This is a genomic window from Thermoanaerobaculum aquaticum, assembly GCF_000687145.1.
In the GTDB taxonomy this organism is placed as follows: domain Bacteria; phylum Acidobacteriota; class Thermoanaerobaculia; order Thermoanaerobaculales; family Thermoanaerobaculaceae; genus Thermoanaerobaculum; species Thermoanaerobaculum aquaticum.
In genome coordinates, this window is record NZ_JMFG01000025.1 from 19,190 (window position 1) to 43,563 (window position 24,374).

A 24,374-nucleotide genomic window follows, 5' to 3' on the forward strand; every position below is an offset into this window, starting at 1 on the left:
GGCTTACTGCCGTGGTTCCGAACATAAGGTAACGGGGTGCCACCTGGGACTCGAAAACTTTTCCCTCCCCAGGCTCCAACTTCGGTAGTCGTGCCCTACACTCGTGCCGATATCGAACCACACAAGTCTTGGCTCGTTTAGGCCGGCTTTCTTTGAGATAAAGAAACAATTGCAGGGAACCGGTCGGCGCTAAAAAACCCCAGCTTCCGGGGTGAAAGCGGGCCGTGTGGCTCCACCGGTTTGTACCGCTATGGCAGTGGTGGCGCCGAGTGGGCAGACACAGCTTTCTAAGCATGGCCAGTGCTAGTCAGTGGGGAAACGAGGGAGGCGAGCATTCAAAAGCGCGGGGGTCTTGGAAAAGCTTCGGCTAGACTTCCGGGAGAATGGAGGCGCACGGGGGAATATGGATTGGTTCGAACCGAACCCGAAGTTGCTGCGCCAGGCTCGGTTTCGCTACCTGTGGGCTGCGGGGTGGTTGGTTTTTGTGGCTGCTGCTGCTCCTGCGATGGTCTACTTCCACGAGGGGTACGTAGCACCGTGGGAGCTTCTTCCGAGCTGTTGGGTCGTGAGCCTTGGTGTGCTTTTTGGGCTGAGGCTCCGCCGCCTCGGCTTTGCTCTGGCTGTGGACGGGGAGCGGCTGTGGATTAAAAGCCCCAGGGGTCAGACCTGGTCCGTGCCGCAAAGTACGATCCTCACCAATGGCAAGTCCCTGCTGGCAGGTTCCCGATGGATCGCTCTGGGCGTACAGCCTGCCAGACGCGAGCCCTGGAAGCCGTTTTATTCGCGCAAGCTGCTGGCATCTTTTCCGGAGGTCGGCACCCTGAGGCTGTTTTATATTGCCCTCAAGAGGGGAAGTCTCTCGTCCTGGTTCCAACTGTTCATTGTCCTTTCGGGCATTGCTCTGGTGGTGCTGTCGCGTGTGATTCGCACGTGGTGATTTAAGGAATTGCGGTTCGTATCGGGCTTTGACTTTCTTCCGCTTGGTTTCTTTTCGGCTAAATGCGGATAAAGCCAACCCCGTTTTTGGCCGTGTTCATCGCCGCAGGCTGTGGCGGGAAGTTGAGTTACGTTTTCCTTGGTTTTCCCTGGAGGGGGCCGAGGTTCTGGAGGGGTCCGGGGGCCTGTGCAGCGATGTTGGGCGTGGCCGGCGGTGATAAGCTATCCGCAGGTGAGCTATGGTTGAGGTGCAATTCCACCCGGCGGATGTGTCGCGCACGGCGAGGTACTTCTTCCTCGACCGGCGGCAGCTGTGGTGGGGTGCGGGTTTGGCGGTGGTGGTATTGGGCGTGGTGGTGGCGGGGCTGTGGCAGGTGCCCCGAGGGGTGGAAGCGGTGGTCCTGTGGGCCAAGTTGCAGGAGGCCAAGCGTGTCCATCAGCAGCTTACGCGAGAACGGGAAGCACTACTTCAAAAGCAACGGGCTCTGGAGGCAAAGCTAAGTGCTGCGGGGAGAGAGCTGCGGCGTTTGGGGCTGATTTTGGGGTTTGCGCCGGCGGCCAGCGAAGACCTCTGGGCTTCCGAGGATTTGCTGCAGGGAGCCAAAAACCTCCTGGCCCGCGCCGATGAGCTTTTGGCTTTTGCCGCCAACCACCGGGAGATGGTGGCCTCACTGCCGGCCATTTGTCCGCTGCCCCGGGGAAGCTTCGAGGTGAGCTCCGCTTTTGGGGTGCGGGTGTCGCCGTTTACCGGCACCTACGAGCGGCACAAAGGCGTGGATTTAGCAGCACCGGCGGGTTTGCCGGTGAAGGCCACCGGCAAGGGCGTGGTTCTGTTTGCCGGCCGGGTGGGCCCGGAAAATCCCCCCTGGGCGCGGCTGGGCAACGTGGTGGTGATTGACCACGGGGAGTGGTTCGTAACGATCTTTGCGCACCTCAAGGAGGTGCTGGTGCGACCTGGGCAACATGTGAAGCGCGGGGATGTGATCGGTGCGGTGGGAAGCACCGGCTGGTCCACGGCCCCGCACCTGCACTACGAGGTACGGCGCAAGGTAGGGGACAACAAGCTCGTTCCCACCGACCCCTTTTTCTTCATGTTGGATTATCCTGTAACCGAGGGAGCAAAGGCGGTGGGTGGGGAGGAAGACACCGCCCTGGATTTGCTGCCGGAGGAGGAGCACTGGCCATGGCTGAAAACCAAGCGTTACCCACGATGATCATCCCCCAGGGGACGGAAATCACGGTGAACGACGCCGGGCAGCTGGCGATTCGCACGCCGGGAAACCTGATCATCCAAAACCCTGGGAACTACTCCCATATCGTTTCCACCTCCGGCTCGCTGCGGATTGATCCCAATGTGAAGGTGGATGCGGTCACGGTGCAGGTGGCCGATACCTGCTTTATTGCCGGTTCGCTCACCGCATGGCACGTGAAGGCCAGGCGCGTGGTGCTGGAAAAGGGGGCACAGGCCTTTATCGTGATCCGCGATTCGGAACAGCTCGAGCTGGATAAGACAGCCCGCCTGGTGGGGAACTTCGCTTCCGAGAAGGAGCTTTACCTGCTTTTGGGTCGCTTTTCCCAGCAGCTGCAGGCTCTGCCTCAGGGCTTAAGCCCGGTGGGACAGGAAGCAGCAGCGGAGCTGGCAGCCAGCGTTGCCGAAGCGCTGCCGCCGGCGGAGGAGAAAAAGCCGGTGGAGGTGGCCTCCAGCGAGGTCCAGCAAAAGGAGCCATGGCAACCGGCCTCCGCCCAGGAACCGGCGGTGCAAACCTGGGCCAACCTCCTGGCCTACCTGGAGACCGTGCTGGTGAAGGAAATGGCCAGCGCCGAGCTTTCCCCTGGAGCGCGAGCGGGGCTTCACCGGGCCCTGACGGCCGTGCGGGGGGGAAGGCCCGACGAGGTGCGGGAGGCCTTTGGGGAGCTGGAGATGGCGTTATTTGAGTATTCGCCGCTGGTGGCCGAAGCTTCCCAACGTCTTTCCCGCTGGTTTGGCGGTGAGCCGCCGGTTTTTGGCTGATTAGCAAATCCTTCGAGCTGAAACCTTAAAACGCCCAGGATGGAGGGCGCCGTGGGCGGCGCTTGCCCTCTCCACTACAATGCCAGGGGTATGAAGAAGACCCCCATGCTGCAGCAGTACCTGGAGCTGAAGCAGCAGCACTCCGATGCGCTGCTCTTGTACCGGCTGGGGGATTTTTACGAGCTTTTCTTTGAGGACGCCGAAAAAGCCGCACCGGTTTTGGGTGTGGTGCTCACCCGGCGACGCCACAACGAAGAGGTGGAGTCCCCCATGTGCGGGGTTCCCCATCATGCGTTAACCAGCTACGTGGGCAAGCTCCTGGAGGCCGGTTTCAAGGTGGCCATTGCCGAGCAGGTGGAGGAACCGCAAGGGCAGCGGCTGGTCCGGCGGGAGGTGGTGCGGGTGCTTACCCCTTCCACGGTCACCGAGCCCGAGCTTTTGCCGGGCGGGGAAAAGCGTTTATTGGTGGCGCTGGCGGGGAAGGGGCCTTTTGCGGTGGCGGTGGCCGATGCGGCGGCGGGGGAGCTTTCGGGGCTGGCCGCGGCGACCAGCGAAGAGGTGCGGGAGCTTTTGGCACAGCTCCAGCCCAAGGAGGTGCTGGTTCCGGAGGAAGCTTTTGAGCTTTCGGGGCTGTGGCCCCCGGAGCTTCCCAACCCGGTGGTGACACGGAGAAGCAAAGCGTGGTTTCAAGCGAGTCGCGGGGAGGAACGGCTCAAGGAGGCTTTTGGCGTCGGCTCGGTGCGGGCCCTGGGGCTGGAGCCTGAGGAAGAGCTTTTGGGTCCTCTGGGGGCGCTGCTTTCGTACCTGGAGGAAACCCAGGGGCGGCTTCCCGAGCACTTTGTGACCTTTACCCGTTTGGGGATGGGGCAGGGGCTGGTGCTGGACGCTGCCACCGTGCGCAACCTCGAGATCTTAAGGGACACAAGCGGCGGCAAAAAAGCCTGCCTCGCCACGGTGCTGGACCACACCTGCACGCCCATGGGGGCGAGGCTTTTGCGGGAATGGCTGGTGCGTCCGGCTTCGGCGGCGGAAGCGGAACGGCGGTTGGACGCGGTGGCGGAGCTTTGCGACAACCTGGAGGTCCTCCACAACCTCCGCCAGCACCTGCCCAGGGTGGGGGATTTGGAGCGGGCGGCGGCGCGTTTGGGGTTTTCCCAGGCGCGGCCGGCGGAGCTGGTGGGCTTGCGGCAGGCTTTGCCCACGGTCCCTTTGATTCGCGAGCTTCTGGCTTCGGCGGAAAGCGAGCTGTTGCTGGAAATCGGGCAAAGGATGGACCCCCTGGCGGACGTGGCGGAAGACCTGCAAAGGACCCTGGCGGCAAACCCGCCGGCGGTTTTAGGGCCAGGAACCATCGCTTCCGGGGTGGACCCCGAGCTGGATGCTGCCCGGCGGCTGGCCCACGGTGCCAAGGAAGTGCTTTCGGAGCTGGAGGCCCGGGAGCGCGAGCGCACCGGGATTTCGTCGCTGAAGATCCGCTACAACTCGTTCTTTGGCTACGCCTTTGAGGTTTCCAAGGCCAATTTGGACAAGGTCCCCGGCCATTGGGTGCGGCGGCAAACCCTAACCCAGGCGGAGCGCTTCGTGACCGAGGAGCTTTCGCAGCTGGAGGAGCAAATCCTCACCGCGGAAAAGCGGGCCGAAGAACGGGAGCGCGAGCTTTTTGCCGCGCTTTTGCGGCGTTTGGCGGCGCAAGCCAAGCGGGTGGCGGCCACCGCCCGGCTTTTGGCCACCGTGGACGTGCTGGCCTCCTTTGCCCAACGGGCGCGGGAGCAGCGGTACTGCCGGCCCAAGCTGGTGGAAGCGCCGGTGCTGCGGCTGGAGGTTTCCCGTCACCCGGTGGTGGAGGCCATCTCCAGCGAGGCTTTTGTCCCCAACGACGTGCACCTGGAGGCGGGGGAAAGGCAAATCCTCATCCTCACCGGCCCCAACATGGGAGGCAAATCCACCTTTCTGCGCCAGGTGGCGCTTGCGGTGCTGATGGCCAGGGCTGGCTCCTTTGTGGCGGCTGATGCGGCGGAAATTGGGCCCTTTGACCGCATCTTCACCCGGGTGGGGGCCGCCGACGACATTGCCCGGGGCGAATCCACGTTTATGGTGGAGATGAGCGAGGTGGCGCACATCTTGAGGCACGCCACAAGCCGCTCCCTGGTGGTTCTGGACGAGGTGGGGCGGGGCACCGCAACCTACGATGGCCTTTCGCTGGCCTGGGCGGTGGTGGAGCACCTCCACAACGCCCCGGGCGGCGGGCCCTTGGTGCTCTTTGCCACCCACTACCACGAGCTCACCGAGCTGGCGGAAAGCTTGCCCCGGGTTTTTAACGCCTCCATGGCGGTGAAGGAGTGGCAGGGGAAGGTGTTCTTCCTGCATCGGGTGGTGCCCGGTCCTGCCGATCGCTCGTACGGTATTCACGTGGCCCGCCTGGCCGGGGTGCCCGAAGCCGTGTGCCGGCGAGCCGATGAGATCCTGGCGGAAATTTCCGAAGCCAACGGCAAGGTTCCCCACTCGCCGGCTGCCGAGCCACGGCAATTAACCCTTTTTGCCAGCGACTACCAGTGGCTGGCGGAGCGCCTCCGGCAGCTGGATGTGAACAAACTGACGCCGCTGGAAGCGCTCAACCTGCTGGCGGAGCTCAAGAAGGAGGTGGCGTCGTGAGCGGCCATCCCTGGCTGGTGTGCGGTGTGGCGGGGCTGCAGCTGAGCCCGGAGGAGAGGGCGCTTTTGCAGGCGCTCCAACCGGGGGGCATGATCCTCTTTGCCCGCAACCTGCAATCGCCTGCCCAAGCGCAAGATCTGGTGGCCAGCCTGCGGGAGCTTCCGGGAAGCCCTTACGTAGCCGTGGACCTGGAGGGAGGCCGGGTGAACCGCCTGCGGGCGCTGCTTGGCGAGCTTCCATCCCCCCAGGAGCTTTCCCGCCACGGTGAGGAAGCCGCCCGAGCGCTGGGGGAGGCTTGCGGTGCCGCCTGTGCGGCGCTGGGGATCAACGTGGATTTGGCACCGGTGGTGGATGTGGCGGGGGAAGCTTCTTTTTTGGCCGAAGAGGGCCGCTGCTGGGGCCACAGCGTGGAGGATGTGGCCCGCCTGGCCGGGGCCTTTCTTGCGGGCCTGGAATGCTTTGGGGTGGCGGGATGCCTCAAGCACTTTCCGGGGCTGGGAAGCGGGCCGGTGGACTCCCACCGGGAGCTGCCGGTCCTGGGCGATGAGGTGAAGCTGCACCGGGAGGCCTTCGGCAAGCTGGCGTCGCCGGAACGGGCGGTGATGGTGGCCCACGCTCTGGCTCCAGGTCTTGGTGAAGCGGTGGCCCCGGCTTCCTTGTCCCGGAAAATCGTGAGTCTGGTGCCAAGGGAAGCGGGCTTGATCATGGCTGACGACGTGGAAATGGGGGCTCTGGCCGCCTGGGGCAGCTTGGAGGAGCGGGCCACCGCCGCGCTCATGGCGGGGTGCCACCAGGTGCTTTTGTGCAATGCCTTGGAAGCCCGGCAGGCAGTGGCCGACTACGTGGATTTCTGGGCAGAAAAGGATCCGGCGTTGGCAGCTGCCCTGGAGCGCGCCTCATTTCGGGTGAGCCGCTTTGCCCGGGGCACGGTTTCCCCCGTGAGCTGGGCCGAGGCGCAGGAGCGGGCGGCGGAGGTGCGCCAGCGGTGGGGGAAGGCATGAGCGGGGACAAGGCTGTGGTTTTGCTTTCGGGGGGTATGGACTCCGCCACCGCCGCGGCCTGGGCGCGGGCGCGGTGGCCGTGGGTGGGGGCTTTGTCGGTGGACTACGGCCAGCGGCACGCCTTTGAGCTGCAAGCGGCCAGGCGGGTGGCGGAAAGCCTCAAGCTTTCCGAGCATCGCGTGATCAAGGTGGATTTGCGGGCCTTTGGTGGTTCGGCACTGACCGACGAGCTTGCGGTGCCCAAAAACCGCGAAAACATTGGGGAAGGCATCCCCGTGACCTACGTGCCTGCCCGCAACACCGTGCTTTTGGCGTTGCTTCTGGCCTATGCCGAAACCCGCGGTGCCCGTCACCTGGTGATGGGGGCCAACGTCCTTGATTACTCCGGTTACCCCGACTGCCGGCCGGACTTTTTGCGGGCCTTCCAGCGGGTGGCCAACCTGGGAACCAAGGCTGGAAGGGAAGGGGCAGGCTTTGAGGTGCACGCCCCGCTTCTCCACCTCACCAAGGCTGGGATCGTTTGCCTGGGTTACCAGCTGGGGCTTGCCTTCGAGCTGACCTTTTCCTGCTATGACCCGCCGGAAGAAGGCATCCACTGTGGGGCCTGCGACGCTTGTCGTTTGCGGCGCCAAGGCTTTGCCGAAGCCAATCTTCCTGACCCCACGCGCTACGCCACCTGATTGCCACCCCCGCGGGGGCGCTTTCTGGCGTTTTTCCGGGGGCTTTTGCTAGCATTGCGCCGTGAAAAGCTTGTGGCCGGAAACACCGCTTGCTGCCAACCACCGGACGGTTGCTGCTTTTGTCCGTCCCCACAAAACCCATAACGGAGGGAAGCCGTGAAGGACCAAGCTCGCTATCGTTGGTTTGCCATTGGTGATCTCAACGGTTTTTTTGGGCTGATGTTTGACAACATGACCGTGCTTTCCTTTTTGGCGGGGATCCTGGTTTTTGGCTTTGGGTTTCCCGCCGACATCGTGTACCAGAGGATGTTCCCGGGCACTGCTTTGGGCGTGCTTTTCGGTGACATGGTGTACACCTGGATGGCCTTTCGGCTGGCCAAAAAGACCGGCAACCCCCACGTCACCGCCATGCCTTTGGGGTTGGACACCCCGTCCACCATTGGCATTGCCCTGGTGGTTTTGGGTCCGGCCTTCGTTTCCTTGAAAGCCCAGGGGATGCCGGAGCGGGAAGCGGCCATGATGACCTGGTACATCGGCATGGCCACCATGGTGATGATTGGCATTGTCAAAACCGCGCTTTCCTTTGCCGGGCGCTGGGTGCAAAAGGTGGTGCCGCAGGCCGGACTGCTGGGCTCGCTGGCGGGCATTGGCCTGGCGCTCATTGGTTTCATTCCGCTGGTGGACATCTTCGGCATGCCGCTGGTGGGCCTGGTTTCCCTGGGGCTAATCCTTTACAACCTGGTGGCCAGGGTGCGCCTGCCGGGGCATGCCCCGGGAGTTTTGGTGGCCATTGCGCTGGGGACGGCCCTTTACTACACGCTTGGCCCTCTGGGCTGGGTGGGGGGCACGTTCCAGCCGCTGCCGCCGGCGGAGTTTCACGGCGGTTTCCCGATTCCGACCCTGGACTTCATCAAGGGCTTTGTACCGGCCCTTACGTACCTGCCCATTGCCATTCCCTTTGCGCTCCTCACCGTGGTGGGCGGCATTAACGTCACCGAAAGCGCCCGGGTAGCCGGGGACGATTTCAACACCCGGGACATCCTGCTCACCGAAGCGGTGGCCACGCTTATTGCTGGGGTTTGCGGTGGGGTTGCCCAGTCCACCCCTTACATTGGGCAACCGGCCTACAAGGGCATGGGTGCACGGGCCGGTTATACGCTTTTGACCGGCCTTTTCATTGGCCTGGGTGGGGTTTTGGGCTATATCGGCTACATCGTGGAGCTCATCCCCCGGGCGGTTTTAGCGCCGATTTTGATCTTTGTGGCGCTGGACATCATGGTGCAGGCGTTTTTGGCTTGTCCCGCCAGGCATGCCCCGGCGGTGGCCTTTGCGTACTTCCCCACGGTGGCCAGGCTCCTGGCCATCAAGCTCTCCAACCCGCAAATCGTGCCGGCGGCGCAGTTTTCCGCGCTCTTGCAGGCGCCCGGCAAGGAGCTGCCCGAGGTTCTGGTGACCGTGGCGTTGGGCAACGGCTTCATCCTCACCGCCATGCTCTGGGGCGGGTTTTTGGCGGAGCTCATTGACCGTCGCTTTAAGGCGGCGTCCTTGTATCTGGCGGTGCTTTCGGTGATGACGTTCTTTGGGGCCATTCACTCGGCATCACCGGAAGGGGTTATGTACCTGCCCTGGAAGCTCGCCGACGCCATGCAGCGCTCGCTGGCTTACCAGTTTTCCTCGGCGTACGCGGTCTTGGCGGTGGTGGTCCTGGCTTTGGGCTTTACCCGGGCAGCCAAAGAGCCCCCGGACACCGATTTTGGCCACCCCGATCGGGAATAGGGCTTAGGGCATGGCGTCTTCGTCCAGGCCGAAGTAGTGACCCAGCTCGTGGATCACCGTGGCTTGGATTTCCGCTTTGAGCTCCCGGCGGTTCCGGCAGCGGCGAAGCAGGGGGCCGCGGTAAAGCACGATGCGGTCGGGCAGCACGTTGGAATAAAACGCCCCCCGCTCGGGAAGGCTTAAGCCCTGGTAAAGGCCCAGGAGCTCCTCACCTTCTTGGTGGTCCAGGGAGGCCAGATCCTCGGGAGAAGGCTCCTCTTCCACCACAATGGCCACGTTGTCCACCAGCTCCAGGAAACGGCGGGGCAGCGCCGCCAGGGCTTCTTCCACTAAAGCGTCGAATTCCCCAGGGCTCAACCAGCTCACAGGGGCATCATAGCGGGCTTACACCTTGGCAAGAAGGGCCGGTTTTCTTGTAAGCTCTAGCACCGATGCCTTCCCCGTGGGGGAAGCGAGAGGAGGGGACATGGAGCGTTTGGTGGCGGCGTTGGGCCTGCTTTGCTTTTTGGGGCTTGCCTACCTTTTCTCGGTGAACCGCAAGGCGATTTCCTGGCGCACCGTGCTTTGGGGTTTGGGTTTGCAGGTGGCGGTGGCCGTGCTCATCATCAAGGTGCCTGCCGGCTTCGCTTTTTTTTCCTTTCTCGCCAAAATTGCCCGTAAGTTCCTGGAGTTTTCCGATGCCGGTTCCCGCTTCGTGTTTGGCGACGCCTTTACCGAGCACTTCTTTGCCTTTAAGGTGCTGCCCACCATCATCTTCGTCTCAAGCACCATGACCCTCCTGTACTACTACGGGGTCTTGCAGCGGGTGGTGGAGGGCATTGGCTGGCTCATGATGCGCACCATGCGCACTTCCGGGGCGGAGTCCCTGTGTGGGGCGGCCAACATCTTTGTTGGGCAAACCGAGGCACCGTTGTTCATTCGCCCTTACGTTCCGAGGCTTACCAACTCCGAGCTGCACGCGGTGATGGTTACCGGCTTTGCCACCATGGCCGCAGGGGTTCTGGCGGTTTACATCGGCTTTGGGATCCCCGCCGAGCACCTCTTGGCGGCCTCGGTGATGGGAGCGCCGGCGGGGCTTGTGATGTCCAAGCTCATGTTCCCGGAAACCGAAGAGCCGGAAACCCGGGGCAAGGCTAAGACCGCCATTGAGCGCAGCTGGGTCAACCCGGTGGATGCAGCGGCTGCCGGTGCCACCGATGGGTTGAAGCTGGCCCTCAACGTGGCGGCCATGCTCATCGCCTTCCTGGCGCTTCTGGCCTTGCTCAATGGCGTTCTGGGCCTTCTCGGACGGGCCGTGGGCCTGCCCACGCTGTCTCTGGAGCTCATCTTTTCTTACCTCTTTGCCCCGGCCGCCTGGCTTTTGGGGATCCCCTGGAGCGAATGCGCACAGGTGGGTGTGCTTTTGGGCAAGAAGACGGTCCTCAACGAGTTCATTGCTTACCTGGATTTGAAGGCCATTTTGGAAAACGGCAGCCCCATGGTGGGCGGGGCACTGGAGGCCAGAACCGTGGCCATTTCGACGTACGCTTTGTGCGGTTTTGCCAACATTGGCTCGGTGGCCATTCAAATTGGCGGGATTGGGGCGCTGGCCCCCAACCGCCAGGGCGATTTGGCGCGGCTGGGGGTGCGGGCGCTGGCCGCGGGCACCTTGGCCAACCTCGCCAACGCAGCCATTGCAGGTATCCTACTTTAGGAGGCGAACATGCGCCGGTTTTTCTGGATTTTTCTGGTGGTGGGCCTTTCGGCGTGCCCAAAGGATGTGACAAAAACGCCGGTGCCCCAGGAGGACGTGCTGGTGGTGGGGCGGCTGGCGGCGGCCAACGAGTCGCCGCAGGAACCGGGTGTTGTGACCCTGGAAATCCGTTTGGCGATGCCGGAAAGCATCAAGCCCGTCATGCGCAAGGAGGGACGGCCCATTGCCGAGGCGCAGGAAGAAATGATGGCCAAGGTGCGGGTGGACCGCTCCACGGTGTGCGTGGTGGATGGGGTGGCGGGAGACGTAAGCCGCCTGCGGGTGGGCCAGGAGGTGGTGGCGGTGCCGATTTCCGGCAGCTGCGCCATGGTGGGAGCCAAAACGCTCCTGGCGGATGCCGCGGAGGTTTACGACTTCCGCTCCTACCAGGTGCGCTTCCTGACCAAATCCCTGGAGCAAATCCCCAGCTGGGTTAACGACCGCCGGGACCCCGCCAAGGTGAACTCCTCGGGGAAGGAAGTCTCGCCGGTACCGCTGGCCGCCGGGAAGGTGCTTTACTTTTCCGCCGGTCTCCTGCCTCCGGTGAGGGAAGGGGAGTCCCCTCGCGGTGCCCTGCGGCCGGGGATGGTGCGGGGTGGTGCGCTTTTGCCCTGGGCAGAAAAGGGAGGCTTGCGGCCCTACCGCACCGAGTTTGCCCGCGGCTCGTGGACCCCTCCCCAGCAGCTGGTGTTTCCCGATCTGCCTGAGGATGCTTCCCTGCGGGTCACCTGGGTGAGCGAAGACGAAAGCGCGCTGCTCGCCGAGCTGCGCTTTACGGGAAAGGAACCCCAGCTGGTGCAAAGCACGCGGCAGGGGAAGGGGAGCTGGGGGCCTCTGGAGGCTGTGCCCGAGGCCGCCGGGAAAGCGGCCGGGGACGGCCAGCGCTTTGGCAAACAGCTGGGTGCCATGGTTTGGACTGTGTACGAGTTTGGCTCTTCCGACCTCTGGCTGAAGTTCCAAAACCAGGCGGGGCAACCGGTGGAACCCAGGATCAACACGTTGGGCGCGGAATGGGCGCCGCGCCTGGGCCCCAACACCACCCTTTACTTCTGCCGGGGGGATCGGCAGCTTTTGTTTGCCAAGCAAACGGTGAGCGAGGTGCGCTTGCCGGGAAACCAGCGCTTGCCGCTTTTGGAAGCGGCCCCCACCGCCGACGGTTCCTTGCTCTTTTACCGCTTGCCGCGCTACACGCCGGGGGAGTTGGACTGGGATATTTTCGTGTCGAAAAAGCAAGGGGAAGGCTGGAGCGCGCCGGTTCCGGTGGACGAGTTTCGACCGGAATAAGCAGATTCCGGGTTACCGAATCGCCTTGGCGCTGGTCCCAGAAGTGCTCTATTCGTTTTTGACTTCCCAGAGCTCCTTGACCGCCGGGTGGTCCCAGGGGATGCGGTACTCGTCGGGGTCGTTGAGGTCAAAGCAGCGGGTGACCAGGTAAAAGAGCCCGCAGGGGTTGGTCAAAGGGCGGTAGCCGTGGGCCACACCGGCAGGGATGTAAACCCAGGCGTCCTTCCCCTCGCCCAAAACCACAACCTGCGTTTTACCCGCAGTGGGGGAGTTTCGGCGTAAATCCAGGAGCACCACCTTGAGCTTAAACGGCGGGGGACAAAACCACACGTCGGCCTGCTTCAGGTGGTAATGCAAGCCCTTGATGTGCTCGTTCACCGTTACCAGCGAGTAGTTGAGTTGGGCTACTTCAACGCCGGAAAAAAAGCGGGCAAGCTCTTCGCTTCCCGGGTGGGTGGCCTGGTTCCGGTAAAGCTCCAGAAACAAACCCCGGTCGTCCACAAAACGCCGGAGGGGGAAAACCCGCACGCCTTCGATGGGCTGGGCGGGGGCGTAGGTTTTTTGCGTTCCTAAAAACTCGGGCAAGAGATCCTCAGGGGTGAGCACGGTTGAACCTCCGCTTTACGGTCTTTCGGTAAAAGGAGCCACAGCAGCCCGCACCGCAAGCGCTTGCTCGATGAGCTTCCGGAACTCGGGCAGCGAAAGCTGGGTGGTGGGATCGGAAAGCGCCTTTTCCGGCTGGGGGTGCACTTCGGCAAAAAGCCCGTCAATGCCGCAGGCCACCGCCCCCCGCGCCAGGTGCAGGAAAAACTGCTTGTCGCCAGCGGTGGCGTGACCGAGACCACCGGGAAGCTGCAGGGAATGGGTGACGTCAAAGATCACCGGCGCAAACTGCCGCATGATGGCCAGCGAGCGCAAATCCACCACCAGGTTGTGGTAGCCGAAGGAGCTTCCCCGTTCGGTGAGGGTTACGGCGGTATTGCCGGTGGAGGTCACCTTTTGCACCACGTTTTTCATGTCGTCCGGGGCCATGAACTGCCCTTTTTTCACGTTCACGGCTTTTCCGGTACGGGCGCAGGCCAGGATGAGGTCGGTTTGCCGGCACAAAAAAGCCGGGACCTGGAGGACATCCACTACTTCGGCGGCCCGCTCGGCTTGCCACGGCTCATGCACATCGGTGAGAACCGGCAACCCGGTAGCTTTTTTCACCTCTGCCAGCCAGGAAAGGCCGGTTTCCAGCCCCGGTCCGCGGAAGGAGGCCAGCGAGGAGCGGTTGGCTTTGTCGAAGGAGCTCTTGAAGATGAGGGGGATACCGTACTCCCTGGCCATTTCCGCCAGGGCACCGGCGGTGTCCAGGGCCAGCTCCAGGGATTCCAGCACGCACGGGCCGGCAATAAAGGCCAGGGGCTGGCCTTCCCCAATGGTGAGGCGGTCGGCGACCGGGCAAGCGGCCACCCGCTTCATGCTTGCTCCTCCTGGGGCTTTTCCGCCGGCTCAGGTTGCGTTTCCCCAACCAAAAGCGCGTCCCGCTTTTGCTTCTGGTAGGCCAGCGCCGCTTTCACGAAGGCCACGAACAGCGGGTGGGGGGCAAAGGGCTTGGACTTGAGCTCCGGGTGGAACTGACAGGCCACGAAAAACGGGTGGTCCGGCAGCTCAATGACCTCCACGAAGATTCGGTCCGGAGAGCGTCCGGAAACCACCAGCCCGTGCTGCTCCAGGATGGGCACGTAGTCCTGGTTCACCTCGTAGCGGTGGCGGTGTCGCTCCCAAACGGTATCGGCACCGTAAGCCTCCCAGGCCTTGGAGCCGGGCTTGAGCTGGCACGGGTACTTGCCCAAACGCATGGTGCCGCCCAGGGTATCCACTCCCACCAGCTCCCGCATCTTGTAGATCACCTTGTAAGGGGGATCGGGGACGAACTCCGAGGAGTTGGCCTTGGTCAGGCCGCACACGTGGCGGGCAAACTCGATCACCGCGGTTTGCAGGCCCAGGCAGATGCCAAAGTAGGGGATCTTGTGGCCGCGGGCAAACTCGATAGCGCGGATCATCCCTTCAATACCGCGCTTGCCAAAGCCTCCCGGGACCAGGATGCCGTCCACCTGGAAGAGCTCTTCCACATAGGCTTCCCCTTCCAGCTGTTCGGCATCAATGAAAACCAGCTCGACCTTGGCATCGTTGGCCATGCCGCCGTGGATGAGCGCCTCGTTCAAGGACTTGTAGCTGTCCACGAAGTTCACGTATTTGCCCACGATGCCAATGCGTACCCGGTGGCGCGGGTTCTTGAGCTGGTCCACAACCTTTTGCCACTTGGACAGGTCCCGCGGGCCCGGTGGCAGCTTGAGCATTTCCAGGAGGATGTGGTCCAGGTTTTCGGCGGCAAAGCGCAGCGGCACTTCGTAAATGGTTTCCACGGTGCGGGCGGGGATGACCGCGCGTTCCTCCACGTTGCAGAAGAGCGCGATCTTTCGCCGCATTTCCTCGGGAAGGTGGCGATCCACGCGGCAAACCAGGATGTCCGGTTGAATACCGATGGCCCGCAGCTCCTTCACCGAATGCTGGGTGGGTTTGGTCTTGAGCTCGTCGGAGGCCGCCAAGTAGGGCACCAGTGTGACGTGCACGTTGACGGCGTTGCCCCGGCCCACATCCTGGCGGAACTGGCGGATGGCCTCCAAAAACGGCAGCGACTCGATGTCACCCACGGTGCCGCCAATTTCCACGATGACCACGTCGTGATCTTCGGCCACATCGCGAATGGCGGCTTTGATTTCATCGGTAATGTGCGGAATCACCTGCACGGTGGAGCCCAGAAAGTCGCCCCGCCGCTCCTTTTCGATGACCGAAAGGTACACCCGGCCGGTGGTGATGTTGTTTTTGCGGGAGGTGGTCACGGAGGTAAAGCGCTCGTAGTGCCCTAAATCCAGGTCGGTTTCGGCCCCGTCATCGGTTACGTACACCTCCCCATGCTGAAAAGGCGACATGGTGCCGGGGTCCACGTTGATGTAGGGGTCGCACTTCATGAGCGTCACGGAAAAGCCGTGGGCTTCAAAGAGCGCCCCTATGGAGGCGGCGGCAATGCCCTTGCCCAACGACGACACCACGCCGCCCGTGACAAACACGTACTTGGTGGCCATTACCCACCTCCCTGCTGGTACTGCCTCAAAGCTTTCTCCGCCCTTTTGACGTCTGCCGGCGTATCCACCGCCACCGATTCCGCCTGGGCTTTCAGCACGTAAATGGGAATGCCGGCGGCCAAAGCCCGCAGCTGCTCCAAGCCCTCGCAGGTCTCCAGGGGGTGTTCGGGGAGCGCCGCAAAGCGCAGCAGCACCTCCCGCTGAAACCCGTAAAGCCCCACGTGCTTTTGCACCAGCTCCGGGGCAGGGTGGCGCTGAAAGGGGATACCCGCCCGGGAAAAGTAAAGGGCGCGACCGGCATCGTCGCAAACCACCTTCACCACGTTGGGGTTTTCTAAATCTGCCGGCGAGCCTGGAAGCGCCAGCGTAGCCATGGGGATCTCCGGGTGCTCAAGCAGAAAGCCAGCCAAAAGCCTTAAATTCTCCGGCGGCACCGCCGGCTCGTCCCCTTGCACGTTGAGCACCACCTCACCGGGGATTTCCTTTACCGCCATGGCCACGCGATCGGTGCCGCTGCGGGCGGGGCCGGTGAGCACAGCTCGCGCCCCGGCCTCCTCCGCCACCCGGGCTACCTCGTCGTGATCGGTGGCCACGATCACCTCCGCAAAAACTCCAGCTTCCAGGGCGCGGCTGACCACGTGGGCCACCATGGGCTTGCCCAACAGGGACACGAGAGGTTTGCCCGGAAAACGGGTAGCCCCCATTCGCGCCGGGATCACCGCCAAAGCCCTTCTTGCCGTCACGTGGCGGCATGCTACGGGAGAGCGGGGAGTTTGTCAAACCATGGGGCCCCCTGGGCGTGGGGCGTCTTTTCGGGGAAAAGCCAGCAGGTGCGGGGTAAACTGAGCCGGTGTGGAGCGGCAGCCGTTGGCGGAGGGTGTTTTCCTGGGGCTTTTTGCTCCTGGGGTGGGCCTGGCTCCACGGTTTTTGGCGGCAGGAAGTGGGCAACCTCACCGGCGAGGCCCGGTGGGTTTGGGTGACCGCCGAGCTGGAGCGGCCGTACCCCACCCGCGGCGTTTTTGTGGCGACGTTTGCGGTGGCTGAACCCGGGCCCGGGGCTCTCTTGAAGGTTGCCGCTGACCGCGAGTACGTGGCCTGGGTGAACAACGTGCCGGCGGCTTGCGGGTGGTCCCGTCCCGGCTTTCGCCTGGATGTGTACGGCATCAGCCACCTCCTGCGGCCGGGGGAAAACCGCGTGCGCATCGAGGTGCGCTCCCCCACGCCGGTGGGAGGGCTCTTGGCTTCAGTGGACTTGCCCGGGCAGAAAACCAACGCGGTGGTCACCGGTCGGGACTTCCTTTTGGAGACCAGGGAAGGTCCGGTGCCGCCGCCGGTGGTTTGGGGGAGCCCCCCTCGCTACCCCTGGTCCTTCCCCCGGGCCTTTTCCCGCCCCCGCACCCTGGACCAGCTCCTGGTGGAGGAGCCGGTGGCTTTTGGCCCACCTACGCCCATGGGGCCAAAGACCTACCTTTATCGCCTGGAAACCCCGGTTTTCGGGTATGTGGTGGTGCACCCTGAAGAGAGCGGGTGGGTGTGGTACGCAGCGGGAGCCAACGGGGAGGACCTGGCTGCGCTTAAGGAGCGCCTGCAACCCTTCCTTGGGGCTCCGGAGGTTTTGCTGGACCCCGAACCCCGGTGGGTAAGCCAGGTGCTGGTGGTGGCAAAGGGCAAGCCCAGGGCTGTGGAAGTTTGGCCGGTGGCGGAGCCCTTTAGGGCTCGGGCGCCAGGAGTTGTGCCAGGCAAGCACGCGCCTTTGCCACGGACGCGTTGGAGCTATCGTAACCCCCCAGAATGAGCACCTTGCGGTAGCACTCCACAGCCAGGGCCACGTTGTTTTCGTGCTTCCACGCGAGATGGCCGCGCAGCAACCATGCCTCCACGTCCTGGGGGGCCACCTCCAGCAGCTCCTGACAGTACTTCAGGGCGAAGGGGTACCTCCCTTCCTCCAGGGCGCGCTGGATGTTCCGCCGCAGGGTGGCTGCCCACACCTGCTGTCGGCGTTTCCTGCCTGCCAAAAAATCGAAAAGGCCTTTCATGGCCGTGAGTGGGAATTATACACACCAGGCGTTTCGTCTTTCTCGCGCTTGCCGAAAAGCTCTGGCTAATGGTCCCTTTCCAGCACGAACCACGGTGCGGCCACCAGCGCGTCCCGCTCAAAGCCTGCGGGGAGAGAAGAGGCAAGCGCGGCAGCCTTTTCGCCAAAGCTTAAAGCCACCTCTCGAGCTTGGGAAAAAGCCCCGGTTTCGCTCAACCACTGCTGGAGCTCCTGGGGTTCGAGGCCGGAAAAAGCCCCCTCCCTGGCCACCTCCGCCACCGCCTGGCGCTGCTCGGGCGAAAACTTCGGCAGGGCGAGGATGAGCGGCAGCGTGAGCTTGCCTTCCCGCAAATCGGAAAACACCGGCTTGCCCAGGTGGTCCTGATCCCCCGTGAGGTCCAAAAGGTCGTCCACAATTTGGAAGCACAAGCCCAGGTTGCGACCGTATTCGCTGAGGGTTGCGCGAAAACCGGCATATTCCGGCGCGAACAGGGCAGGGATGGCGCAGGCCGCGGAAAAGAGCTCAGCGGTTTTGCGGCGGGCAATTTCCAGGTACTGCTCCACGGTGATGTCGGTTCGCCCCTTGAGGCTCAAGCCCAGGACCTCGCCCTCGATCATCTCGATGGTGGCCCGGGAAAGCACCCGCATGATGTCCAAATCGTCCACCTCCAGGGCCAGCTCCATGGAGCGGGTGTAAAGCCAGTCGCCCAACAGCACCGTGAGCTGGTTGCCCCAGCGGCTGTTGGCTGAGGCCCGTCCCCGGCGCAGGTTGGCGTGATCAATGATGTCGTCGTGGACGAGGGTGGCGGTGTGGACCATCTCGATGAGCGCGGCGTAGCGGATGTCCTTGTCACCTTGATAGCCCACCAGGCGGGAAACCAAAAGCAAAAGGGCCGGACGCAAGCGCTTGCCGCCGGCGGAAAACACGTAGGAGCCGGTTTGTTGGATGGCCTCCGGCCCAGCTTGCAGCTCCCTGGTAATGAAGGCCTCCACCAGCTTGAGGCGTGGCTCAACCGTCACCATGGCTTGGCGCAGGAGCGCTGCTCTCGAACCCGATGGAGATTGCGTGCTCAAGCTACCTCCGCAGCCTCACGGCCATGGCTATCCTACCTTTGCGGGCGCGGGTTGTCACCACCGGGGAGGCAGGAAGGCTGCCCCGGCAAGCTGGGCGAAAAGAGCTCCCGGGCCACGGTCTTTTGCGCCCTCCAGCGGGAAAAGCGGAAAAGGTTTAGGTTGCCGCTCCCGTCTTCCACCAGAACCTCCTGGGGGAGGCCGTCGGGGCCCAAGTGAACCACCACCCGGGCCAGCTCCGGGCTGGGTTGGCGGGGCAAAAGCGTGATCGCTTCCGCCTTTTCCTCCACCGTAAAAAACCCACGGAGGGCACCGGGGTCGGTGAGGGTCACCAAAGGCAAGCTGGCCCAAGCTCCCTGGCTGAGCTCCAGGGCCTGGCAGGTGCCGGCTTCAGCATCCACCATCCGCGCCAAAGAGCCATCTACGGCAAAGGTTCTCTTGGGGTCGCTTTGGTAGTCAAAGCGCACCCGGGAGGGGTGGGCGAAGGTAAAGGTCCCGTGCTCCTGGCTTCCCCGGGTTAAGCCTGCGGGCACGAAGGACTGGGAGAACTCCGCTTGCCAGGCGGGTGCCGCCTGCAGCTTGGCGGCCAGTTGATCCAGCGGGGAAGTGGCCTGCGTGAGGAGGAGCAAAAAAACAAGCATGGGCTAATGCCGAAAGTGACGCCGACCGGTGAACACCATGGAAACCCCCAGCTCGTCGGCCACCTGCACCACCTCATCATCGCGGATGGAGCCACCAGGCTGGGCAATGCAGGTAATGCCGGCTTCCGCCAGCACCCTCACCCCGTCGGGGAAGGGGAAAAAGGCGTCGGAAGCCGCCACTGCTCCCGCCAGCGCATGCCCAAAGGCTTGCGCTCGGCTCACGGCAATGCGGCAGGCATCCACCCGGGAGGGCTGCCCGCCGCCAATCCCCAGGGTTTGCCGGTGGTTGGCCACAACGATGGCGTTGGAGGCCACGTGCTTGACCATCCGCCAGGCCAAATCCAGAGCCTCCTGTTCCTGCTCGCTGGGTAGCCGCCGGGTGACCACGCGGAAGCTCTCGGGGAAGCCTTCGTCAGCTTGCTGCACCAAAAGCCCGCCGTCCACCACCCGCAGCCGGGGAAACCCGCCGGTAGGCCGTGGGGTTTGCAGCACGCGCAGGTTTTTCTTCTTGGCAAAAACCGCCAGGGCTTCGGGGGTGAACTCCGGCGCCAGGACCACCTCGGCAAACTGCTCGGCCACCGCTTGTGCTGCCGGGCCGTCCACCGGCGAGGAAAAAGCAATAACGCCTCCAAAAGCCGAAACCGGATCGCAGGAAAACGCCAAGCGGTACGCCTCTTCCGGGTTTTCCCCTACGGCTGCCCCGCAGGGGTTGGCGTGCTTCACGATCACCACGCCAGCGCCGGGAAGGTCCCAAACCGCACTCCACGCGCCATCGGCGTCCATAAGGTTGTTGTAGGAAAGCTCTTTGCCCTGGAGCTGGCGAAAGCCAGCAAAGCCGGTGGCCTGCCTGGGCCGGGCAAAGACCGCCCACTGGTGAGGGTTTTCCCCGTAGCGCAGCGGTTCTTCTTCGGCGGAAAGCCACGGCGCAAGGGCCGCCGGCAACTTGGGTGCAGGCATATCCAAAAAGCGGGGCAGCTCGCCGGCAATGAAGGCGTCGTAGGAGGCGGTGTGGCGGAAGGCCTTGAGGGCAAGCGTGCGCCGCAGGGAAAGCGGGACGCCCCCGTTGCTTTTAAGGTGGGAAAGCACCAGACCGTAATCCTGGGGATCCACCACCACCGTCACCCGGGCGTGGTTTTTGGCTGCCGCCCGGAGCAGGGACGGGCCGCCAATGTCAATGTTTTCGATGACCTCATGGGGGGTAGCCGCAGGGTTGCTGGCCACCTGCTGGAAAGGGTAGAGGTTGACCACTACCAGCTCGATGGGTTCCGCCCCAATGTGCGCCAGCTCCTCCCGGTGCTTGGGATCCTCGAGGTTGGCAAGGATGCCAGCAAAAACCTTGGGGTGCAGGGTCTTCACCCGGCCGCCAAGGATTTCCGGGCTGCCGGTCCAGGAGGCGATGTCGGTGACCTCCAGGCCGGAGCTTCGCAACAACGCCGCCGTGCCGCCGGTGGAAAGCACCTCAAAGCCCAAGGCTTTAAGCTCCTGCACCAACGGCACCACACCGGTTTTATCGGATACCGAGACGAGGCAAAGGCGCTTCACGGGGTTTCAGCTCTCCTTTCCAAACCAGAATCCTGTTGCCGTCACCGGGGAAAGGCACCACCAGGCCTCCGGCGTGATGCCAGACCCACGAAGACAAAGCCACGTACTGGGAAATGGCGCGGTTTAAGCTCACCGAAGCCACCCCAAATGCGGTGGAGCGGTCATCCAGCAAGTTCCAAAAGCCCGGACCTCCCACCCGACGGAAATCCTCGGAAAGGGCCTGCCGGAGTGGCGAAACCCGGGAAGCCTCGGCGAGAATAAAACCCCACAGGGTTTCCCGGGAGGAAAACGGCAGGGACTCGTAGCCGGAGTAAAAAACCACCGGGATTCGCGGCGCACGCGACTGCAGAAAAGCCACAAAGGCCCGGGCTTCAGCTTCCGTCGAGGCTTCCACCGGGAAGTTGATGTCCCACACCAGGTGGGCTAACGCCCCAAAACCGGCGGTCACCGCCTCAAAACTGGCTTGCCCGCGGATGGCGGCCACCAGCCGCTCGCACTGCGCCAGCACCGCTTCTTCCAGGGAGTTGCCGGGGCCCATGACGTGAATGGCCTGAGGGTAGGCAAAGGCCGCTTCCGCGCCCCGCCGGTAGGCCTGCGGGTGCTTGGTCAGCTGCCGGGCCAAATCCGGGGGAAGACCCGGCAAGGCTCGTTTTCCCAGTTCCAGGTCGAGGGAAACTGGGTGGAGGGGGCACGCCAAGAGAGTCACGGACAGGGTCAGGGCCAACACAGGGGGATTCTACCCGAGCCTCCCGGGGGGCCAAAGCAGGTGGTTACAATGACCGCGGAGGGGCCTATGGGGCAAATCCTTTGGCAGCAGGCTGTTGGGCGCGGACAGCTGGTGGTGGTCAAGGGGGACATCACCGAAGAGCGGGTAGACGCCATCGTGAACGCTGCCAACTCCCAGTTGGCGCACGGGGGAGGGGTGGCCGGTGCCATTGTGCGCAAGGGGGGACGCATCATCCAGGAGGAGTCCAACCGCCTGGCGCCGGTACCGGTGGGAGGGGCAGTGGTCACCTCGGCAGGGGCGCTCCCCTGCCGGTGGGTCATTCACGCTGTGGGGCCGATTTGGGGGGAAGGGGACGAAGAGAACAAGCTGCGGTCGGCAGTGCGGCAGGCGCTCTTGCGGACGGAAGAGCGGCAAGCCCAAAGCGTGGCGCTTCCCGCCATTTCCACCGGCATTTTCGGCTACCCGAAAGCGGCCGGCTGCCAGGTCATTGCCTTTGAGTGCGCCAGGTTTTTGCAGGAGGCAACGTTCGTGAGGGAAATTCACCTGGTGGCCTGGGATGAAGAAACCGCACATTGCTTTTTGCAAGCCTGCCAAGGGTTAGCGGCCAAAACCCCTGGGGCAGATCAGGCCTAGCCGATCAAAAGCCGGTTTTTACTCGTAACGCAAAGCCTCAATCGGGTCCAAACGCGCGGCCTTGGCCGCCGGGTACAGGCCAAAGAAAATCCCCACCGCCCCCGCAAAGAGGAAAGCCGCCGCCACCACCTGGGGTTGCACAAGGGTGGGCCAGCCGCCAATGCGGGAAATGAGCCTGGCAATGAAGATGCCCAGGCCAATGCCGACAACCCCTCCCAGCCCGGAAATCATCGAGCTTTCAATCAGAAACTGCCAGCGAATGTCGGCCCGGCGGGCGCCCAAGGCGCGCCGTACGCCAATTTCCCGGGTCCGCTCGGTGACCGAAACCAGCATGATGTTCATGATGCCGATGCCACCTACCAAAAGCGAAACCGAAGCAATGGCGGCCAAAAGCAGCGTCAGGACCTGACTCATCTGCGTGGCGGTGGAGGCGATGTCCTGCTGGCTGCGGATGACGAAGTCGTCGTCCTGGCCTTTGCCAATGCGGTGCCGTTGCCGGAGGAGCTGAGTAATTTCGTCGGCGGCACGGTCAATGGCCTTGGGGGATACGGCCGAAACCATGATGGCCTGAATGTAAGTAATTCCCATGAGCCGTTTTTGGGCAGTGGTGTAGGGGACCACAACAATGTCGTCCTGATCTTGGCCCATGGCCGAGCCGCCCTTTTTGTCCAGCACCCCGATTACCCGAAACGGGATCCCCTTGATGCGCACGATTTCGCCCACGGGGTTGGCCTGGGCGGAGCCAAAAAGGTTTTCCACCACGGTGGCCCCCAGCACCGCTACTTTCGTCGAGGCTTTCACGTCCTCGTCCGTAAAGAAAGTGCCTTTGCTCACGGCCCAGGCGCGAATGGTGGGGTAATTGGGCCCTGCCCCTTGAATGGTGGTGAACCAGTTTTGGTTGCCGTAAACCACTTGCGCCACGGTCCGCACCGAGGGTTCGGCCACCGCCACCGACGGGCACTCCCGGGCAATGGCTTCCGCATCCTCCACCGTCAGGGACTGCACCGAGCCGATGCCGTGGCGCACCCCACCGGCGGAGCGGGAGCCAGAAAACACGATCATGAAGTTGGTGCCCAGGGCCCCAATTTGGTTTTGAATGGCCGATGAGGCCCCCTGGCCAATAGCCACCATGGCCACCACGCAGGCCACGCCAATGATGACCCCCAGCATGGTCAGCGCTGTGCGCATGGGGTTGCGCCGCAGCGCCACCAACGACACCTTGTAAACCTCTAACGGGTTGACCATGGTCTCCTCCTACCGCCGGGGGGGACCCATACGCGTCATACCGGCCAGTCCACCGGCTTCTTCGGCTTGGGCGGTGGCCAAGCCCACCACCACCTGTTGCCCTTCGGCCAACTCCCCGCCCCGCACCTCCACGTACTGGCCATCGGTGAGGCCTGGCATGAAGCGCACCGGGCGCAGCGGGTCGCTGGGCTTTTCACCAGGCAAATACACGGTGGCCAGCTTGTCCTCAGTCCCGCCACCTGCTGGCCGGGGCTCGCGGCGCGAGGAGGCCCCACCCCGGTCAGAGCCCCTCCCGGGTTCCCGGCGCTGGGCGGGCGCGTTTCCGTTGGCCCGGTTGCTCCCTACCGCCAGCCCCAGCATTTCCGGCCGGAAGCGCAGGGCGGAAGCGGGAATGCGGAGCACGTCTTCGGCCTTGGCCACTTGAATGTGGACCTCTGCGGTCATCCCCGGCAAAAGCAGACCCTCGTTGTTTTCAACCTCCACCACCACCGGGTAGGTGACCACGTTGTTGGTGATCTTGGGGGAAAGGCGGATTTGCGCCACGCGACCGGTGAACTGCTTTTCCGGATAGGAGTCCACGGAAAAGAGCACGGTTTGGCCCACCTTCACCTGACCGATGTCGGCTTCCGAGACGTCGCAGGTCAGGCGCATGCGCGTGAGGTCCTCGGCAATGGTGAAAAGCGTCGGGGCCTGGAAAGAAGCGGCCACGGTTTGCCCCACGTCGTAGTCCCGGGAAACCACCACGCCGTCAATGGGAGCGCGAATTACCGAGTAGCGGTAGTTGGTTTCTGCCCGCTCCAGAGCGGCTTCCAGCTCGGTGACCTGCGCCAAAGCCTGGTGGTAAGCGGCGCGGGCGGTTTCCAGCTGGTCTTCGGAAACCAGCTTGGCCTCAAAGAGGGCTTGCTGCCTCTTGTACTTGGCTTCCGCATCCAGAGCCTGGATGCGGGCCCTCTCCAGCTGGGCCTTGGTCTGGTTCACCGCGGCCACAAACGGGGTGGGGTCCAAAACCGCCAGCACCTGCCCTTTCTTCACCCGATCGTTAAAGTCCGCATGGATTTCCGCAATGATGCCGGAAACCTGCGAACCCACCTTTACGGTGGTGAGGGCTTCCAGGGTGCCGGTGGTGGTGACCGACTGAATCACCGTCCCTCGAGTTACCGGAGCGGTAAGGAAACGCGCGGCTTCTCCTGTCTTTTTTCCCGCCAAGCTCCACACAAACGCGGCAATGACCACAACGCTGACCACACCCAGTATGGCTTTCGTTTTGTTTTTCACGT

The 24,374-nt window shown here is 63.4% G+C and carries 23 protein-coding genes; 11 read left to right on the forward strand and 12 right to left on the reverse strand.

The window, feature by feature from the left end; genetic code table 11:
- The first annotated feature begins 403 nt into the window (after positions 1 to 403).
- The 7 genes from EG19_RS09795 (at position 404) to EG19_RS09830 (ending at position 9,056) form a co-directional block, all read left to right on the forward strand.
- On the forward strand, positions 404 to 937 hold the full coding sequence (locus EG19_RS09795; protein WP_038050013.1) for a hypothetical protein: 534 nt from the start codon (positions 404 to 406) through the stop codon (positions 935 to 937).
- A gap of 238 nt (positions 938 to 1,175) precedes the next feature.
- Positions 1,176 to 2,150, forward strand: coding sequence for a M23 family metallopeptidase (locus tag EG19_RS13425; RefSeq protein ID WP_053335190.1), 975 nt, complete (start codon positions 1,176 to 1,178; stop codon positions 2,148 to 2,150).
- Positions 2,120 to 2,947: a hypothetical protein gene (locus EG19_RS09805; RefSeq protein ID WP_038050014.1), complete on the forward strand. Its 828-nt coding sequence runs from the start codon at positions 2,120 to 2,122 to the stop codon at positions 2,945 to 2,947. The genes EG19_RS13425 and EG19_RS09805 overlap by 31 nt, the downstream gene beginning before the upstream one ends.
- Before the next feature lie 90 nt (positions 2,948 to 3,037).
- A complete protein-coding gene (gene mutS / locus EG19_RS09810; RefSeq protein ID WP_038050015.1) occupies positions 3,038 to 5,599 on the forward strand; it encodes a DNA mismatch repair protein MutS in 2,562 nt (853 codons plus the stop codon).
- Positions 5,596 to 6,600, forward strand: coding sequence for a glycoside hydrolase family 3 N-terminal domain-containing protein (locus tag EG19_RS09820; protein WP_053335192.1), 1,005 nt, complete (start codon positions 5,596 to 5,598; stop codon positions 6,598 to 6,600). Before mutS ends, EG19_RS09820 begins: the two co-directional genes overlap by 4 nt.
- Entirely contained in the window at positions 6,597 to 7,280 is a 684-nt protein-coding gene (gene queC / locus EG19_RS09825) for a 7-cyano-7-deazaguanine synthase QueC (RefSeq protein ID WP_038050053.1), read from the forward strand. Before EG19_RS09820 ends, queC begins: the two co-directional genes overlap by 4 nt.
- Positions 7,281 to 7,436: 156 nt before the next feature.
- Positions 7,437 to 9,056 carry a SulP family inorganic anion transporter gene (locus EG19_RS09830; protein WP_200867142.1) on the forward strand — a complete coding sequence of 540 codons (1,620 nt, stop codon included), beginning with the start codon at positions 7,437 to 7,439 and terminating at the stop codon, positions 9,054 to 9,056.
- 3 nt (positions 9,057 to 9,059) lie between these two features.
- Here the strand turns inward: EG19_RS09830 and EG19_RS09835 are convergent, their stop codons facing one another.
- Entirely contained in the window at positions 9,060 to 9,422 is a 363-nt protein-coding gene (locus tag EG19_RS09835; protein WP_038050018.1) for a metallopeptidase family protein, read from the reverse strand.
- Between the two features lie 100 nt (positions 9,423 to 9,522).
- Here EG19_RS09835 and EG19_RS09840 point away from each other — a divergent pair, with 100 nt between their 5' ends.
- Together EG19_RS09840 and EG19_RS09845 are read left to right on the forward strand one after the other, a co-directional pair.
- Positions 9,523 to 10,749, forward strand: a complete 1,227-nt coding sequence (locus tag EG19_RS09840) for a NupC/NupG family nucleoside CNT transporter (RefSeq protein WP_038050019.1) — start codon at positions 9,523 to 9,525, stop codon at positions 10,747 to 10,749.
- A gap of 9 nt (positions 10,750 to 10,758) precedes the next feature.
- Positions 10,759 to 12,072 carry a hypothetical protein gene (locus tag EG19_RS09845; RefSeq protein ID WP_038050020.1) on the forward strand — a complete coding sequence of 438 codons (1,314 nt, stop codon included), beginning with the start codon at positions 10,759 to 10,761 and terminating at the stop codon, positions 12,070 to 12,072.
- 48 nt (positions 12,073 to 12,120) lie between these two features.
- Here EG19_RS09845 and EG19_RS09850 read toward each other — a convergent pair whose 3' ends face one another.
- The 4 genes from EG19_RS09850 to kdsB are packed head-to-tail and all read right to left on the reverse strand — an operon-like array spanning position 12,121 to position 15,946.
- Positions 12,121 to 12,678, reverse strand: coding sequence for a dTDP-4-dehydrorhamnose 3,5-epimerase family protein (locus EG19_RS09850; RefSeq protein ID WP_053335193.1), 558 nt, complete (start codon positions 12,676 to 12,678; stop codon positions 12,121 to 12,123).
- Between the two features lie 15 nt (positions 12,679 to 12,693).
- On the reverse strand, positions 12,694 to 13,536 hold the full coding sequence (gene kdsA / locus EG19_RS09855; RefSeq protein WP_038050021.1) for a 3-deoxy-8-phosphooctulonate synthase: 843 nt from the start codon (positions 13,534 to 13,536) through the stop codon (positions 12,694 to 12,696).
- Entirely contained in the window at positions 13,533 to 15,203 is a 1,671-nt protein-coding gene (locus tag EG19_RS09860; protein ID WP_038050022.1) for a CTP synthase, read from the reverse strand. The genes kdsA and EG19_RS09860 overlap by 4 nt, the downstream gene beginning before the upstream one ends.
- A complete protein-coding gene (kdsB, locus tag EG19_RS09865; protein WP_081800103.1) occupies positions 15,203 to 15,946 on the reverse strand; it encodes a 3-deoxy-manno-octulosonate cytidylyltransferase in 744 nt (247 codons plus the stop codon). The genes EG19_RS09860 and kdsB overlap by 1 nt, the downstream gene beginning before the upstream one ends.
- 107 nt (positions 15,947 to 16,053) lie before the next feature.
- Here kdsB and EG19_RS09870 point away from each other — a divergent pair, with 107 nt between their 5' ends.
- On the forward strand, positions 16,054 to 16,998 hold the full coding sequence (locus tag EG19_RS09870; protein WP_152544024.1) for a hypothetical protein: 945 nt from the start codon (positions 16,054 to 16,056) through the stop codon (positions 16,996 to 16,998).
- On the opposite strand, the gene EG19_RS13430 is transcribed toward EG19_RS09870, so the two are convergent.
- The 5 genes from EG19_RS13430 to EG19_RS09890 all read right to left on the reverse strand — a co-directional run bounded on the left by EG19_RS13430 (position 16,913) and on the right by EG19_RS09890 (position 21,219).
- Entirely contained in the window at positions 16,913 to 17,239 is a 327-nt protein-coding gene (locus tag EG19_RS13430; protein WP_152544025.1) for a hypothetical protein, read from the reverse strand. The two genes, EG19_RS09870 and EG19_RS13430, sit on opposite strands and share 86 nt — an antisense overlap.
- Positions 17,240 to 17,304: 65 nt before the next feature.
- Complete coding sequence (locus tag EG19_RS09875; RefSeq protein WP_152544026.1) at positions 17,305 to 18,312, reverse strand: polyprenyl synthetase family protein; 1,008 nt, start codon at positions 18,310 to 18,312, stop codon at positions 17,305 to 17,307.
- A gap of 32 nt (positions 18,313 to 18,344) precedes the next feature.
- Positions 18,345 to 18,950, reverse strand: coding sequence for a LolA family protein (locus tag EG19_RS09880; RefSeq protein WP_038050026.1), 606 nt, complete (start codon positions 18,948 to 18,950; stop codon positions 18,345 to 18,347).
- A 3-nt stretch (positions 18,951 to 18,953) separates the two neighbouring features.
- Positions 18,954 to 20,492 (reverse strand): bifunctional phosphoribosylaminoimidazolecarboxamide formyltransferase/IMP cyclohydrolase, encoded by a 1,539-nt coding sequence (gene purH / locus EG19_RS09885; RefSeq protein WP_038050027.1) that lies wholly within the window; start codon positions 20,490 to 20,492, stop codon positions 18,954 to 18,956.
- Positions 20,458 to 21,219, reverse strand: coding sequence for a hypothetical protein (locus tag EG19_RS09890; RefSeq protein ID WP_038050028.1), 762 nt, complete (start codon positions 21,217 to 21,219; stop codon positions 20,458 to 20,460). The genes purH and EG19_RS09890 overlap by 35 nt, the downstream gene beginning before the upstream one ends.
- Positions 21,220 to 21,285: 66 nt before the next feature.
- On the opposite strand from EG19_RS09890, the gene EG19_RS09895 reads away from it, so the two are divergent.
- Complete coding sequence (locus EG19_RS09895) at positions 21,286 to 21,852, forward strand: macro domain-containing protein (RefSeq protein WP_038050029.1); 567 nt, start codon at positions 21,286 to 21,288, stop codon at positions 21,850 to 21,852.
- Between the two features lie 18 nt (positions 21,853 to 21,870).
- Here the strand turns inward: EG19_RS09895 and EG19_RS09900 are convergent, their stop codons facing one another.
- Positions 21,871 to 23,097, reverse strand: coding sequence for an ABC transporter permease (locus tag EG19_RS09900; RefSeq protein WP_038050030.1), 1,227 nt, complete (start codon positions 23,095 to 23,097; stop codon positions 21,871 to 21,873).
- A 9-nt stretch (positions 23,098 to 23,106) separates the two neighbouring features.
- Positions 23,107 to 24,372, reverse strand: a complete 1,266-nt coding sequence (locus EG19_RS09905) for an efflux RND transporter periplasmic adaptor subunit (RefSeq protein ID WP_038050031.1) — start codon at positions 24,370 to 24,372, stop codon at positions 23,107 to 23,109.
- Between the last annotated feature and the right edge of the window lie 2 nt (positions 24,373 to 24,374).

Bases quoted from the DNA above. Each gene is read 5' to 3' on its own strand.
- queC (WP_038050053.1), top strand. From the start codon at position 6,597: ATGAGCGGGGACAAGGCTGTGGTTTTGCTTTCGGGGGGTATGGACTCC.
- mutS (WP_038050015.1), top strand. From the start codon at position 3,038: ATGAAGAAGACCCCCATGCTGCAGCAGTACCTGGAGCTGAAGCAGCAG.
- EG19_RS09795 (WP_038050013.1), top strand. From the start codon at position 404: ATGGATTGGTTCGAACCGAACCCGAAGTTGCTGCGCCAGGCTCGGTTT.
- EG19_RS09860 (WP_038050022.1), bottom strand. From the start codon at position 15,203: ATGGCCACCAAGTACGTGTTTGTCACGGGCGGCGTGGTGTCGTCGTTG.
- EG19_RS13425 (WP_053335190.1), top strand. From the start codon at position 1,176: ATGGTTGAGGTGCAATTCCACCCGGCGGATGTGTCGCGCACGGCGAGG.
- EG19_RS09845 (WP_038050020.1), top strand. From the start codon at position 10,759: ATGCGCCGGTTTTTCTGGATTTTTCTGGTGGTGGGCCTTTCGGCGTGC.
- EG19_RS09805 (WP_038050014.1), top strand. From the start codon at position 2,120: ATGGCTGAAAACCAAGCGTTACCCACGATGATCATCCCCCAGGGGACG.
- EG19_RS09880 (WP_038050026.1), bottom strand. From the start codon at position 18,950: ATGCTTGTTTTTTTGCTCCTCCTCACGCAGGCCACTTCCCCGCTGGAT.
- EG19_RS13430 (WP_152544025.1), bottom strand. From the start codon at position 17,239: ATGAAAGGCCTTTTCGATTTTTTGGCAGGCAGGAAACGCCGACAGCAG.
- EG19_RS09900 (WP_038050030.1), bottom strand. From the start codon at position 23,097: ATGGTCAACCCGTTAGAGGTTTACAAGGTGTCGTTGGTGGCGCTGCGG.
- EG19_RS09840 (WP_038050019.1), top strand. From the start codon at position 9,523: ATGGAGCGTTTGGTGGCGGCGTTGGGCCTGCTTTGCTTTTTGGGGCTT.
- EG19_RS09895 (WP_038050029.1), top strand. From the start codon at position 21,286: ATGGGGCAAATCCTTTGGCAGCAGGCTGTTGGGCGCGGACAGCTGGTG.
- kdsA (WP_038050021.1), bottom strand. From the start codon at position 13,536: ATGAAGCGGGTGGCCGCTTGCCCGGTCGCCGACCGCCTCACCATTGGG.